The organism is Aeromonas sp. 602200 (genome assembly GCF_049173895.1).
Taxonomy (GTDB): Bacteria; Pseudomonadota; Gammaproteobacteria; order Enterobacterales; family Aeromonadaceae; genus Aeromonas; species Aeromonas veronii_A.
The window spans coordinates 150941-163720 of record NZ_JAAKSL010000009.1 but is presented as its reverse complement, the minus strand read 5'-3'; the positions used below and the strand labels follow the sequence as shown (position 1 = coordinate 163720).

Genomic DNA, 12780 nt, shown 5'->3' with positions numbered 1-12780 from the left:
GCAGTTGAGGCAGTTGAGGCAGTTGAGGCAGTTGAGGCAGTTGAGGCAGTTGAGGCAGTTGAGGCAGTTGAGGCAGTATCAAAATCTCTTAAAAGAAAAGCCGGGACAAGCCCGGCTTTTTCTTTATCACTCAGCAGCTGCTTCAGCAGCGGCCGGGCGGTCTACCAGCTCAATATAAGCCATAGGGGCGTTGTCGCCAGCACGGAAACCGCATTTCAGAATGCGAGTATAACCGCCGGCGCGCTCCAGGTAGCGCGGGCCCAGTTCATTGAACAGCTTAGCCACGATCGCGTTATCGCGAGTGCGGGCAAATGCCAGACGACGATTAGCAACGCTATCAGTCTTGGCAAGGGTGATCAGCGGTTCAACTACACGACGCAGCTCTTTTGCCTTAGGCAGAGTCGTCTTGATGATCTCATGACGAACCAGGGAGCTGGCCATGTTGCGGAACATAGCCTGACGATGGCTGCTGTTCCGGTTCAGTTGACGACCACTCAAACGATGGCGCATGACCTTATCCTTCTAACTAAATCTGTGAAACCCGTAATCTGGATTACTCGTCAGCGATGCTGGCGGGCGGCCAGTTCTCAAGGCGCATGCCAAGAGACAGACCACGGGAGGCCAACACGTCCTTGATCTCAGTCAGGGACTTCTTACCGAGGTTAGGAGTTTTAAGCAACTCAACTTCGGTACGCTGTACCAGATCACCAATATAGTGGATAGCTTCTGCCTTCAGACAGTTCGCAGAACGAACTGTCAGCTCCAAATCATCGACAGGACGCAGCAGAATCGGATCAAACTCGGGTTTCTCTTCTTTCTTCTCGGGCACGCTGACATCGCGCAGATCCACGAAGGCTTCCAGTTGCTCAGCCAAGATAGTGGCAGAACGACGGATGGCTTCTTCAGGATCCAGAGTACCATTGGTCTCCATGTCGATAACCAGCTTGTCCAAGTCGGTACGCTGTTCCACACGTGCTGCCTCAACATTGTAGGCAATACGAACGATGGGGCTGAACGCAGAGTCCAGCAGCAGGCGACCAATAGGACGCTCTTCATCATCGTTGTGAACACGAGCAGAAGCAGGCACATAACCACGACCGCGCTGAACTTTCAGGCGCATGCTGATTTCAGCATTGGCACCAGTCAGGTGGCAGATTACGTGCTCCGGGTTTACGATCTCGACTTCATCACCGTGAGTGATATCACCTGCGGTAACGGGGCCTGTTCCAGACTTGGTCAGGGACAGAGTTACCTCGTCCTTGCCTTCCAGCTTCACAGCGATACCTTTCAGGTTGAGCAGGATTTCAAGAATGTCTTCCTGTACACCTTCTTTGCTGCTGTACTCATGCAGTACACCGTCAATTTCGACTTCAGTAACTGCACAACCGGGCATAGAAGACAGCAAAATACGACGCAGGGCGTTACCCAGCGTGTGACCAAAGCCACGCTCAAGTGGCTCAAGAGTCACTTTCGCATGAGTCGGGCTAACTTGCTCGATGTCAACTAGCCGCGGTTTAAGAAAATCTGTTACAGAACCCAGCATTGTGTCCTCTCTTTAGAAGCTAGCTTTACTTGGAGTAAAGCTCGACGATCAGCTGTTCGTTAATGTCGGCAGACAGGTCGGAACGCTCCGGCAGGCGCTTGAAGGCACCTTCCATTTTAGCGGCATCAACCTCTACCCAAGTCGGCTTCTCGCGCTGACCAGCAACCTCAAGGGCAGCTTTGATACGCGCTTGCTTCTTAGCCTTCTCACGAACGCAGATCACGTCCTCAGGGGAAACCTGGAAAGAAGGAATGTTCACAACGCGGCCGTTTACCATGATGGCCTTATGGCTCACCAGCTGACGAGATTCAGCGCGGGTAGCACCGAAGCCCATGCGGTATACGACGTTGTCCAGACGACCTTCCAGCAGCTGCAACAGGTTTTCACCGGTGTTACCCTTTTGACGGGCAGCGTCGCGGTAGTAGTTGCGGAACTGTTTTTCCAATACGCCGTAAATACGACGAACTTTTTGTTTCTCGCGCAGTTGTACACCGTAGTCGGACAGGCGGGGCTTACGAGCGCCGTGCTGACCAGGAGCGGTGTCAATCTTGCACTTAGAATCAATCGCGCGAACACCAGACTTCAGGAAGAGGTCTGTGCCCTCACGACGGCTAAGCTTAAGCTTAGGACCGATATATCTTGCCATCTTCTTTCTCCAACAATCCTAGACCAAGTAGCTACCAGCGTTACACGCGGCGCTTCTTGGGAGGACGACAACCGTTGTGCGGGATCGGAGTCACATCAGTAATGTTAGTGATGCGGAAACCAGCCGCGTTCAGGGCGCGGATGGAAGACTCACGACCGGGACCCGGACCTTTGACCATGACTTCCAGGTTCTTGACGCCATATTCTTTGGCCATCTCACCAGCGCGTTCAGCAGCTACCTGAGCAGCGAACGGGGTGGACTTACGAGAACCACGGAAACCGGAACCACCAGAAGTAGCCCAAGACAGAGCGTTGCCCTGACGGTCAGTAATGGTCACGATTGTGTTGTTGAAAGATGCATGAACGTGCGCAATACCGTCGCTCACTTGCTTTTTAACGCGCTTGCGAGCACGAGTCGGAGTTTTAGCCATTTTCTACCTTCCCGTTACTTCTTGATAGCCTTGCGCGGACCCTTACGGGTACGAGCGTTGGTCTTGGTACGTTGACCACGAACAGGCAGGCTACGACGGTGACGCAAACCACGGTAGCAACCCAGATCCATCAAACGCTTGATGTTCATGGAAATCTGACGACGCAGGTCACCTTCAACGGTGAATTTACCTACTTGTTCACGCAGACTCTCGATCTGAGCTTCGTCCAGGTCTTTAATTTTCACATTCTCAGCGATACCGGCTGCGGCACAGATGGCCTTGGAGCGGGTACGACCGACGCCATAAATAGCAGTCAAAGCGATGACTGCATGCTTATGGTCAGGAATGTTAATGCCAGCGATACGGGCCACTATTCACTCCTACATATAGTAGATTACGACCACCACAAAGCCCGTGAGCGGATACGTGGCGGTCAACCAATACACAACAAAAGTTGGCTGGCTATAGTAGCCAGCACAACTATTTGTTGCAAGTACTAACCGTAAAAAATTAGCCTTGGCGCTGTTTATGCTTTGGCTCGCTGCAAATCACACGCACCACACCGTGACGCTTGATGATTTTGCAGTTACGGCAGATTGCCTTAACGGAAGCACGAACTTTCATTGCTTAACTCCGTAACTACGCCGACCTTTAGCGGCCGTAGCCCTTCAGGTTGGCCTTCCTCAGGACGTCACCATATTGATGAGACATCATATGGGTTTGTACCTGAGCCATGAAGTCCATGATAACCACCACAATAATCAGCAGCGAAGTGCCACCGAAGTAGAACTGTACGTTCCAGGCAGTCATCAGGAACTGGGGTACCAGACAGATAAAGGTTATATAGAGCGCACCTGCCAATGTCAGGCGAGTCATAACCTTATCGATATAACGTGCTGTCTGCTCGCCCGGGCGGATCCCCGGGATAAAGGCTCCACTCTTCTTCAGGTTATCTGCTGTCTCGCGGGGGTTGAACACCAGCGCGGTATAGAAGAAACAGAAAAAGATAATGGCTGCTGCATACAGCATCTCGTAAAGCGGCTGACCCGGCTGCAGGACCATAGAGACCTGTTGCAGGATATCAGCGACTTTACCCTCACCCTGACCAAACCAGGAGGTAATGGTCCCCGGGAAGAGGATGATACTGGATGCGAAAATCGCAGGAATCACACCAGCCATATTCACTTTCAACGGCAGGTGTGTGCTTTGCGCAGCAAATACCTGGCGGCCTTGTTGACGCTTGGCATAGTTAACGACGATACGACGCTGACCACGCTCCACGAACACCACAAAGTAAGTCACTGCGAAAACAATCAAGCCCAGCAACAACAACAGCAGGATGTGCAATTCCCCTTGACGTGCCTGTTCGGCCGTAGCGCCAATGGCATGCGGCAGACCAGCAACGATACCTGTGAAAATAATCAACGAGATACCATTACCAATCCCACGCTCGGTAATCTGCTCACCCAACCACATCAAGAACATGGTACCGGTGACCAGACTCACAACCGCTGTGAAATAGAAGCCCAAACCCGGATGAGTCACGAGTCCTTGCATCATATTCGGCAGACCGGTTGCAATACCAATGGCCTGGAAAGTTCCCAAAACCAGCGTGCCCCAACGGGTATATTGGCTAATCTTGCGACGGCCGGATTCACCCTCTTTCTTGAGTTCAGCAAGAGCAGGATGAACCACTGTCAGCAGCTGGATAATGATCGACGCCGAAATGTACGGCATGATCCCCAACGCAAGAATAGAAGCACGCGATAGTGCACCACCACTGAACATGTTGAACATCTCAATGATGGTGCCCTTCTGTTGCTGGAACAACTCGGCCAGTACGGCGGCGTCAATACCAGGAATCGGCACATAAGAGCCTGCACGGAAAACGATAATCGCCCCGAGAACGAAGAGCAGACGGCTCTTTAGTTCACTCAGACCACCCTGTGCTTTAACATCCAATCCTGGTTTCTTAGCCATTGTACTGATTATTCCTCGATTTTACCGCCAGCGGCCTCGATGGCTGCACGTGCACCTTTGGTGACGGACAGACCACGAACGGTCACAGCACGGTCAATGTTGCCAGACAGAACAACTTTAGCGAACACGATGTTCTTGGTCAGAACGCCGGCTTGCTTCAGAGTGCTCACGTCGACTACATCACCTTCTACCAGGGCGATTTCGTTCAGGCGCACTTCGGCAGATACCAAAGATTTGCGAGAGAAGAAACCGAACTTCGGCAGACGGATTTTCAAAGGCATCTGGCCGCCTTCGAAACCGTTGCGGACTTTACCGCCACCGGAACGAGAGGTTTGACCTTTAACACCACGACCACCGGTCTTGCCCAGACCAGAACCGATACCACGGCCCGGACGGTGCTTAACGCGCTTGGAACCAGCGGCCGGAGACAGAGTATTCAGACGCATGCTTAGCCCTCCACCTTAACCATGTAATAAACCTGGTTGATCATACCACGTACGCAAGGAGTATCTTCCAGCTCAACGGTGTGACCAATGCGACGCAGACCCAGACCACGCAGAGTCGCCTTGTGCTTTGGCAGACGGCCGATAGAGCTGCGAGTTTGAGTTACTTTTACAGTGTTAGCCATGTCGCATTACCCCAGAATTTCTTCAACGCGCAGACCACGCTTGGCAGCGATCTGTTCCGGTGACTGACCGTGAACCAGAGCGTCTACAGTTGCGCGAACAACGTTGATTGGGTTGGTGGAACCGTAGGTCTTAGCCAGCACGTTGTGGATACCAGCAACTTCCAGAACGGCACGCATGGCGCCGCCTGCGATGATACCAGTACCTTGAGAGGCCGGCTTCATGAACACGGTGGAACCGGAGTGAACACCTTTCACCGGGTGGTGCAGGGTGCCGTTGTTCAGTTCAACCTTGTTCAGGTTACGCTTGGCCTGTTCCATTGCTTTTTGAATAGCAGCCGGAACTTCACGGGCTTTACCGTAACCGTAACCTACACGGCCGTTACCATCACCCACCACGGTCAACGCGGTGAAGGACATGATACGACCACCTTTAACAGTTTTCGAAACACGGTTTACTGCAATGAGCTTTTCTTGCAGTTCGCCGGCTTGAGATTCGACTTTAGCCATCTTCGACTCCTAGCTTAGAACTGAAGACCAGCGTCACGTGCGGCAGCTGCCAGGGCAGCGATGCGACCGTGATACTTGAAACCGGAACGATCGAAAGATACGTTCTGAACGCCTTTGGCAATAGCACGCTCAGCGATAGCTTTACCTACAGCGGTAGCCGCATCTGCGTTACCGGTGTATTTCAGAGCTTCACTGATGGCTTTCTCTACTGTGGAAGCAGAGGCCAGAACTTCGGAACCGTTGGCTGCAATAACCTGCGCATAGATATGACGCGGGGTACGGTGAACAACCAGACGGGTAGCTCCCAGTTCCTGCATCTTTTTCCGAGCACGAGTAGCACGACGGAGACGAGCTGCTTTCTTGTCCATAGTGTTACCTTACTTCTTCTTAGCTTCTTTAGTACGCACTTGCTCGTTGGCATAGCGTACACCCTTGCCCTTGTAGGGCTCCGGAGCGCGGTAAGCACGGATATCGGCGGCGACTTGGCCAACCAGCTGCTTGTCGACACCACGCAGAACGATTTCTGTGGCAGTCGGGCACTCAGCGGTCACACCAGCCGGCAGCGCATGCTCTACCGGGTGAGAGAAGCCCAGAGCCAGCGCAACAGCATTGCCCTTGATGGAGGCTTTATAACCTACACCAACCAGCTGCAGCTTGCGCTCGAAGCCTTGGGTAACACCGATTACCATGTTGTTGACCAATGCACGGGCAGTACCGGCCTGAGCGTCAGCACCAGCGATGCCGTCGCGCGGGGCGAACTTCAGTACATTGTCTTCTTTGGTCACTTCTACACCGGCGTGAATAGAGCGAACCAGGGAACCTTTACCACCTTTGATGGACAGTTCCTGGCCGTTCAGAGTCACCTCTACGCCAGCAGGAATAGTGACGGGTGCCTTAGCAACACGAGACATTTCCTACCTCCTATTAAGCGACGTAGCAGATGATCTCACCGCCCATGCTTGCTTTACGGGCAGCACGGTCAGTCATCACACCTTTAGACGTGGACACGATAGCAACACCGAGACCGCCCATAACTTTCGGCAGATCAGTAGTGCGCTTGTAAATACGCAGGCCGGGACGGCTCACGCGTTGGATCAGTTCTACAACTGGCTTGCCCTGGAAATATTTCAGTTCAATTTCCAGTTCCGGCTTCACGTCACCAGCTACGGAGTAGCCAGCGATGTAACCTTCTTCTTTCAGCACTTTGGCGATAGCCACTTTCAGCTTGGAAGAAGGCATGGAAACCGCAACTTTGCTCGCCGCCTGACCGTTACGGATGCGGGTCAGCATGTCCGCGATCGGATCTTGCATGCTCATAAGTCTAACTCCCGAGATTCGTTACCAAGAAGCCTTCTTCAGGCCCGGAATTTCGCCCTTCATGGCATGCTCACGCACCTTGATGCGAGACAGGCCAAACTTGCGCAGGAAACCGTGCGGACGACCAGTAATATTGCAACGGTTACGCTGGCGGGACGGACTGGAATCACGGGGCAGCTGTTGCAGTTGCAGTACAGCATCCCAACGCGCTTCTTCAGAAGCGTTCATGTCAACGATGATAGCTTTCAGCTCGGCACGCTTGGTCGCGTACTTGGCTACCAGCTTGGCACGCTTTGCTTCGCGCGCTTTCATGGATGTTTTAGCCATAACCCTAACCTTACTTGCGGAATGGGAAGTTAAAGGCAGCCAGCAGAGCACGGCCTTCTTCATCGGTATTCGCGGAAGTGGTGATGGTGATATCCAGACCACGGACGCGATCGACTTTGTCATAGTCGATTTCCGGGAAGATGATCTGCTCACGCACGCCCATGGAGTAGTTACCACGACCGTCGAACGCTTTAGCATTCAGGCCACGGAAGTCACGGATACGCGGTACGGAGATGCAGATCAGCCGTTCCAGGAACTCCCACATACGCTCGCCACGCAGGGTTACTTTACAACCTATCGGGTAGCCTTCACGAATCTTGAAGCCCGCAACAGATTTGCGAGCTTTGGTGATCAGCGGCTTCTGACCGGAAATGGCAGCCATATCGGCAGCAGCATTTTCCAGCAACTTCTTGTCAGAGATCGCTTCACCAACACCCATGTTCAGGGTGATTTTCTCGATCCGAGGGACTTGCATGATAGTCTTGTAACCGAACTGCTTTGACAGTTCATTTACTACATCGGATTTGTAGTAATCATGCAGTTTCGCCATCGTTAAACTCCAATTACTTCACAAGTTCGCCGGTGGATTTGAAGAAACGAACTTTTTTGCCGTCTTCAATCCGGAAACCAACGCGGTCAGCTTTGCCAGTGGCAGAGTTGAACAGCGCTACGTTTGATACATCGATGGGGGCTTCTTTGGTGACGATACCGCCAGCCTGACCCAGTGCGGGTACCGGCTTCTGGTGTTTCTTCACCTGATTGATGCCTTCCACGATTACCTTACCTTTAGCAATCAGAACCTGAGTGACTTTGCCACGCTTGCCCTTGTCTTTGCCGGTAAGAACAATCACTTCGTCTTCGCGACGGATTTTAGCTGCCATCGTTCGACTCCTTACAGTACTTCGGGTGCCAGGGACACAATCTTCATGAACTTCTCATTACGCAGTTCACGGGTCACCGGGCCAAAAATACGAGTACCGATTGGCTGTTGGTTGTTGTTAAGCAACACAGCCGCATTGTTGTCGAAACGGATGACAGAGCCGTCCGGACGACGAACGCCTTTACGGGTGCGTACGACCACCGCGTTATACACATCACCTTTCTTCACTTTACCGCGAGGAATGGCTTCCTTGATGGAAACCTTGATGATGTCGCCGATGCCGGCGTAACGGCGGTGCGAGCCACCCAGAACCTTAATACACATTACACTGCGAGCGCCGGAGTTGTCGGCAACACCCAGCATACTTTGCATCTGGATCATCTTAGTGCTCCGCTTTGTTTACTTCTTATCCCTAATGGGATCTGGCTGCCTTCAAAAGGCGCGAAACTATAACACAGGATTTTCAGAAAAGGTAGCCTAAAAAACAAACGGCCCCTGAAAGGGGCCGCTTGGACTACAAAGTACCGATTAGGCCTTTTCTACAACGGCAACCAGGGTCCAGGACTTGGTCTTGGACAGCGGGCGGCATTCGCGGATTTCCACGAGGTCGCCAGCTTTGCATTCGTTGTTTTCGTCATGCACGTGCAGCTTGGTAGTGCGCTTGATGATCTTACCGTAGATCGGGTGCTTTACCTTGCGCTCGATAGCAACAGTGATGGACTTGTCCATCTTGTCGCTGATTACACGACCTTGCAGAGTACGGATCTTGTCAGTCATTACGCACCTGCCTTCTCAGTCAGTACAGTCTTGATACGTGCGACGTCACGACGCACTTGTTTCAGAGTGTGAGTCTGAGCCAGCTGGCCGGTGGACGCTTGCATGCGCATGTTGAATTGCTCACGCAGCAGGCCCAGCAGCTCCTGGTTCAGTTCTTCGACGCTCTTTTGACGCAGATCTTGGGCTTTCATCACATCACCGTCTTAATTACGAAAGTGGTCTGAACAGACAGCTTAGCTGCGGCCAGGGCAAACGCTTCACGCGCCAGAGCCTCAGGTACACCGTCCATCTCGTACAGAACCTTGCCAGGCTGGATCGGGCAAACCCAGTATTCCACGTTACCCTTACCTTTACCCATACGAACTTCGAGGGGCTTTTCGGTGATGGGCTTGTCCGGGAACACACGGATCCAGATCTTACCTTGACGCTTAACGTGACGGGTCATGGCACGACGGGCTGCTTCGATTTGACGAGCAGTCAGTTGACCACGGGATGTCGCCTTCAGGCCAAAGGTACCGAAGGATACTTCGTTACCAGAGGTGGCCAGACCGCGGTTACGACCCTTGTGGGTCTTGCGGAATTTAGTACGCTTAGGTTGCAACATTTACCGAATCTCCTTACTTAGCAGCGCGGCGCTTGTTGTCACGCTTGGGCTTTGCAGGAGCTTGCTCTTGAGCAGCGGCAGCGTTAACAGCAGCCAGACCGCCCAGAACTTCGCCCTTGAAGATCCAAACTTTAACGCCGATCACACCGTAAGTGGTGTGGGCTTCAGAAGTTGCGTAGTCGATGTCGGCACGCAGGGTGTGCAACGGCACACGACCTTCACGGTACCATTCGGTACGCGCGATTTCAGCGCCGCCCAGACGACCGGAAACTTCCACTTTGATGCCCTTGGCACCCAGGCGCATTGCGTTCTGTACGGCGCGCTTCATAGCACGACGGAACATTACACGACGCTCCAGCTGGGAAGTGATGCTGTCGGCAACGAGTTTGCCATCCAGCTCCGGCTTGCGGACTTCGGAAATGTTGATCTGAGCAGGCACGCCAGCAATAGTGGCTACAGCTTTGCGCAGCTTCTCAACGTCTTCGCCTTTCTTACCGATTACAACACCCGGACGAGCGGTGTGAATGGTCACACGGATGCTCTTGGCCGGACGCTCAATGGTGATCTTGGACAAGGACGCGTTTTTCAGTTCCTTGGTCAGGAACTGGCGTACTTGAAAATCGCTGTACAGGTTGTCAGCGAAGTCTTTGGTGTTCGCGAACCAGGTAGAATTCCAAGGCTTGGTAATACCCAGGCGAATGCCATTAGGATGTACTTTCTGACCCATTGCTTATCTCCCAGCCTTAGCGTCGGATACCACTACAGTGATGTGAGCGGTACGCTTGAGGATACGATCCGCACGACCTTTGGCACGCGGACGGATGCGCTTCATGGAGGGACCTTCGTCGACCATGATAGTAGCAACACGCAGCGCGTCGATATCGGCGCCTTCGTTGTGCTCAGCGTTTGCAATGGCAGATTCCAGCACTTTCTTAACCAGCACTGCAGCCTTTTTCGGGCTGAAGGTCAGGATATTCAGAGCCTTGTCTACGGACAGACCACGTACTTGATCGGCTACCAGACGAGCTTTCTGGGCAGAAGTACGGGCATAACGGTGTTTAGCGATAGCTTCCATCATTTATCCCTTAGCGCTTCTTAGCCTTCTTATCAGCAGCATGGCCGCGATAAGTACGAGTCGGTGCGAATTCACCCAGTTTGTGACCGATCATTTCTTCGGTAACGAAAACCGGAACGTGCTGACGACCATTATGGACAGCGATGGTCAAACCGATCATGTTCGGGATGATCATTGAACGACGGGACCAGGTTTTAACCGGCTTTTTATCCCCGCTTTCCACCGCTTTCTCTACCTTCTTCAGCAAGTGCAGGTCAATAAATGGACCCTTCTTGAGAGAACGTGGCATGGTGATTCCTCTATGTTAACAATTACTTGTTACGACGACGTACGATGTACTTGTCGGTACGCTTGTTCTTACGGGTCTTGAAGCCTTTAGCCTTCTGGCCCCATGGGGACACAGGCTGCATGCCCTTGTTACGACCCTCACCACCACCGTGCGGGTGGTCAACCGGGTTCATCGCCATACCGCGAACGGTCGGACGAATACCACGCCAGCGGTTTGCACCGGCTTTACCCAGTTGACGCAACATGTGCTCGGAGTTACCGACTTCACCGATGGTAGCGCGGCACTCGGCCAGAACTTTACGCACTTCGCCGGAACGCAGACGCAGAGTTACATAGTTACCTTCACGAGCCAGGATCTGGATGAAAGTACCAGCGGAACGAGCCAGCTGGGCACCTTTACCAGGCTTCATCTCTACAGCGTGAACGGTAGAACCAACCGGGATGTTGCGCATCGGCAGGGCATTACCTACCTTGATGGCTGCATCAGCACCAGAAGCGATCGCGTCACCAGCTTTCAGGCCTTTCGGAGCCAGGATGTAACGACGCTCACCGTCTGCATACAACACCAGAGCGATGTTAGCGGTACGGTTAGGATCGTATTCCAGGCGCTCTACTTTAGCCGGGATACCGTCTTTGTCGCGCTTGAAGTCGACGATACGGTAGTGCTGCTTGTGACCACCACCGATATGACGGGTAGTGATACGGCCGTTGTTGTTACGACCACCGGACTTGCTTTTGCTGTCCAGCAGAGCGGCGAAGGGCTTGCCCTTGTACAGCTCTTGATTGACGATCTTGACGACGTGGCGGCGGCCCGGAGAAGTAGGCTTGCACTTAACGATTGCCATTTTTGAGAACTCCTCTTACTCGGCTGCGCCCATGAAGTCGATGTCCTGACCAGCTTTCAGGGTCACATAAGCCTTTTTCCAATCGGAACGACGGCCTACGCGTGCACCTGCGCGCTTGGTCTTACCCTTCATGTTCAGGGTACGGACGGTCTCAACTTCGACCTCGAACAGTTTCGCAACTGCAGCTTTGACTTCCGCCTTGGTAGCATCAACAGCAACTTTGAACACGATAGTGTTCTGCTTTTCTGCAACCATGGTGCTCTTTTCAGAGATGTGCGGAGCCTTCAGAACTTTCAGCAGACGCTCTTCACGGATCATGCCAGCATCTCCTCGATTTGCTTAACTGCGTCAGCAGTCATCAGAACCTTGTCGAAAGCGATCAGGCTGACCGGGTCGATACCGGCAACGTCACGCACGTCAACTTTGTACAGGTTGCGAGCAGCCAGGAACAGGTTCTCATCGACTTCAGCAGTCACGATCAGAACGTCAGTCAGTTCCATTTCTTTCAGCTTGGCGATCAGTTCTTTGGTCTTCGGAGCTTCGATGCCGAACTTCTCAACAACGATCAGGCGCTCTTGACGTACCAGCTCGGACAGAATGCTACGGATAGCGCCGCGGTACATCTTCTTGTTTACTTTCTGGCTGTGATCTTGCGGCTTAGCAGCAAAAGTCACACCACCGGAACGCCAGATGGGCGAACGGATGGAGCCAGCACGGGCACGACCAGTACCCTTCTGACGCCACGGCTTTTTGCCGCCACCAGACACTTCAGAGCGAGTCAGCTGCGCACGAGTACCCTGACGGGCACCAGCGGCATATGCAACGACGACCTGGTGAACCAGAGCTTCGTTGAATTCGCGCCCGAAGGTAGTCTCGGAAACTTCAAGAGCGCTCTTGGCGTCTTTCATTACCAATTCCATTACTATCTCCTCA

26 protein-coding genes are annotated in these 12780 nt (G+C 53.0%); all 26 read right to left on the bottom strand.

Annotated features, from left to right (window positions below):
* Positions 1 to 126: 126 nt before the first annotated feature.
* Positions 127 to 510: a 50S ribosomal protein L17 gene (rplQ, locus tag G5221_RS12775; protein ID WP_005307999.1), complete on the bottom strand. Its 384-nt coding sequence runs from the start codon at positions 508 to 510 to the stop codon at positions 127 to 129.
* A 43-nt stretch (positions 511 to 553) separates the two neighbouring features.
* Positions 554 to 1543, bottom strand: coding sequence for a DNA-directed RNA polymerase subunit alpha (locus tag G5221_RS12770; RefSeq protein ID WP_005307997.1), 990 nt, complete (start codon positions 1541 to 1543; stop codon positions 554 to 556).
* Between the two features lie 25 nt (positions 1544 to 1568).
* Complete coding sequence (gene rpsD / locus G5221_RS12765; protein WP_005342696.1) at positions 1569 to 2189, bottom strand: 30S ribosomal protein S4; 621 nt, start codon at positions 2187 to 2189, stop codon at positions 1569 to 1571.
* 40 nt (positions 2190 to 2229) lie between these two features.
* On the bottom strand, positions 2230 to 2619 hold the full coding sequence (gene rpsK / locus G5221_RS12760; protein WP_005307993.1) for a 30S ribosomal protein S11: 390 nt from the start codon (positions 2617 to 2619) through the stop codon (positions 2230 to 2232).
* 14 nt (positions 2620 to 2633) lie between these two features.
* The gene (gene rpsM, locus G5221_RS12755) at positions 2634 to 2990 is read right to left on the bottom strand and encodes a 30S ribosomal protein S13 (protein WP_005307991.1); all 357 of its coding nucleotides are present in this window, start codon (positions 2988 to 2990) and stop codon (positions 2634 to 2636) included.
* Positions 2991 to 3129: 139 nt separating this feature from the next.
* Positions 3130 to 3243, bottom strand: a complete 114-nt coding sequence (gene rpmJ / locus G5221_RS12750) for a 50S ribosomal protein L36 (RefSeq protein WP_005319705.1) — start codon at positions 3241 to 3243, stop codon at positions 3130 to 3132.
* Positions 3244 to 3270: 27 nt separating this feature from the next.
* The gene (secY, locus tag G5221_RS12745; RefSeq protein ID WP_005307989.1) at positions 3271 to 4599 is read right to left on the bottom strand and encodes a preprotein translocase subunit SecY; all 1329 of its coding nucleotides are present in this window, start codon (positions 4597 to 4599) and stop codon (positions 3271 to 3273) included.
* A gap of 8 nt (positions 4600 to 4607) precedes the next feature.
* Positions 4608 to 5045 (bottom strand): 50S ribosomal protein L15, encoded by a 438-nt coding sequence (gene rplO / locus G5221_RS12740; protein ID WP_005342691.1) that lies wholly within the window; start codon positions 5043 to 5045, stop codon positions 4608 to 4610.
* Positions 5046 to 5047: 2 nt separating this feature from the next.
* Positions 5048 to 5227: a 50S ribosomal protein L30 gene (gene rpmD, locus G5221_RS12735; RefSeq protein ID WP_005307985.1), complete on the bottom strand. Its 180-nt coding sequence runs from the start codon at positions 5225 to 5227 to the stop codon at positions 5048 to 5050.
* A gap of 6 nt (positions 5228 to 5233) precedes the next feature.
* Complete coding sequence (rpsE, locus tag G5221_RS12730; protein WP_005342686.1) at positions 5234 to 5734, bottom strand: 30S ribosomal protein S5; 501 nt, start codon at positions 5732 to 5734, stop codon at positions 5234 to 5236.
* A 14-nt stretch (positions 5735 to 5748) separates the two neighbouring features.
* Entirely contained in the window at positions 5749 to 6102 is a 354-nt protein-coding gene (gene rplR / locus G5221_RS12725) for a 50S ribosomal protein L18 (protein WP_005340606.1), read from the bottom strand.
* 9 nt (positions 6103 to 6111) lie between these two features.
* Entirely contained in the window at positions 6112 to 6645 is a 534-nt protein-coding gene (gene rplF, locus G5221_RS12720; protein WP_005307981.1) for a 50S ribosomal protein L6, read from the bottom strand.
* A gap of 13 nt (positions 6646 to 6658) precedes the next feature.
* The gene (gene rpsH / locus G5221_RS12715; protein WP_005307980.1) at positions 6659 to 7051 is read right to left on the bottom strand and encodes a 30S ribosomal protein S8; all 393 of its coding nucleotides are present in this window, start codon (positions 7049 to 7051) and stop codon (positions 6659 to 6661) included.
* A 21-nt stretch (positions 7052 to 7072) separates the two neighbouring features.
* Positions 7073 to 7378: a 30S ribosomal protein S14 gene (gene rpsN, locus G5221_RS12710; RefSeq protein ID WP_005340609.1), complete on the bottom strand. Its 306-nt coding sequence runs from the start codon at positions 7376 to 7378 to the stop codon at positions 7073 to 7075.
* A gap of 10 nt (positions 7379 to 7388) precedes the next feature.
* Positions 7389 to 7928, bottom strand: a complete 540-nt coding sequence (gene rplE / locus G5221_RS12705; protein ID WP_005331162.1) for a 50S ribosomal protein L5 — start codon at positions 7926 to 7928, stop codon at positions 7389 to 7391.
* A gap of 13 nt (positions 7929 to 7941) precedes the next feature.
* Entirely contained in the window at positions 7942 to 8259 is a 318-nt protein-coding gene (gene rplX, locus G5221_RS12700) for a 50S ribosomal protein L24 (RefSeq protein WP_005307977.1), read from the bottom strand.
* Positions 8260 to 8270: 11 nt separating this feature from the next.
* On the bottom strand, positions 8271 to 8639 hold the full coding sequence (gene rplN, locus G5221_RS12695) for a 50S ribosomal protein L14 (protein ID WP_005307975.1): 369 nt from the start codon (positions 8637 to 8639) through the stop codon (positions 8271 to 8273).
* Between the two features lie 147 nt (positions 8640 to 8786).
* Positions 8787 to 9035 (bottom strand): 30S ribosomal protein S17, encoded by a 249-nt coding sequence (rpsQ, locus tag G5221_RS12690; protein ID WP_005307966.1) that lies wholly within the window; start codon positions 9033 to 9035, stop codon positions 8787 to 8789.
* A complete protein-coding gene (gene rpmC, locus G5221_RS12685) occupies positions 9035 to 9226 on the bottom strand; it encodes a 50S ribosomal protein L29 (RefSeq protein WP_005307965.1) in 192 nt (63 codons plus the stop codon). The genes rpsQ and rpmC overlap by 1 nt, the downstream gene beginning before the upstream one ends.
* Complete coding sequence (rplP, locus tag G5221_RS12680; protein ID WP_005340612.1) at positions 9226 to 9639, bottom strand: 50S ribosomal protein L16; 414 nt, start codon at positions 9637 to 9639, stop codon at positions 9226 to 9228. The genes rpmC and rplP overlap by 1 nt, the downstream gene beginning before the upstream one ends.
* Positions 9640 to 9652: 13 nt before the next feature.
* A complete protein-coding gene (gene rpsC / locus G5221_RS12675) occupies positions 9653 to 10366 on the bottom strand; it encodes a 30S ribosomal protein S3 (RefSeq protein ID WP_005307962.1) in 714 nt (237 codons plus the stop codon).
* A 3-nt stretch (positions 10367 to 10369) separates the two neighbouring features.
* Positions 10370 to 10714, bottom strand: a complete 345-nt coding sequence (rplV, locus tag G5221_RS12670; protein ID WP_005319741.1) for a 50S ribosomal protein L22 — start codon at positions 10712 to 10714, stop codon at positions 10370 to 10372.
* 10 nt (positions 10715 to 10724) lie between these two features.
* Entirely contained in the window at positions 10725 to 11003 is a 279-nt protein-coding gene (rpsS, locus tag G5221_RS12665; RefSeq protein WP_005307960.1) for a 30S ribosomal protein S19, read from the bottom strand.
* Between the two features lie 22 nt (positions 11004 to 11025).
* Positions 11026 to 11847, bottom strand: coding sequence for a 50S ribosomal protein L2 (gene rplB / locus G5221_RS12660; RefSeq protein ID WP_005340614.1), 822 nt, complete (start codon positions 11845 to 11847; stop codon positions 11026 to 11028).
* A 15-nt stretch (positions 11848 to 11862) separates the two neighbouring features.
* Entirely contained in the window at positions 11863 to 12165 is a 303-nt protein-coding gene (gene rplW, locus G5221_RS12655; protein WP_005307955.1) for a 50S ribosomal protein L23, read from the bottom strand.
* Complete coding sequence (rplD, locus tag G5221_RS12650) at positions 12162 to 12767, bottom strand: 50S ribosomal protein L4 (protein WP_005340616.1); 606 nt, start codon at positions 12765 to 12767, stop codon at positions 12162 to 12164. The genes rplW and rplD overlap by 4 nt, the downstream gene beginning before the upstream one ends.
* Positions 12768 to 12780: the final 13 nt, after the last annotated feature.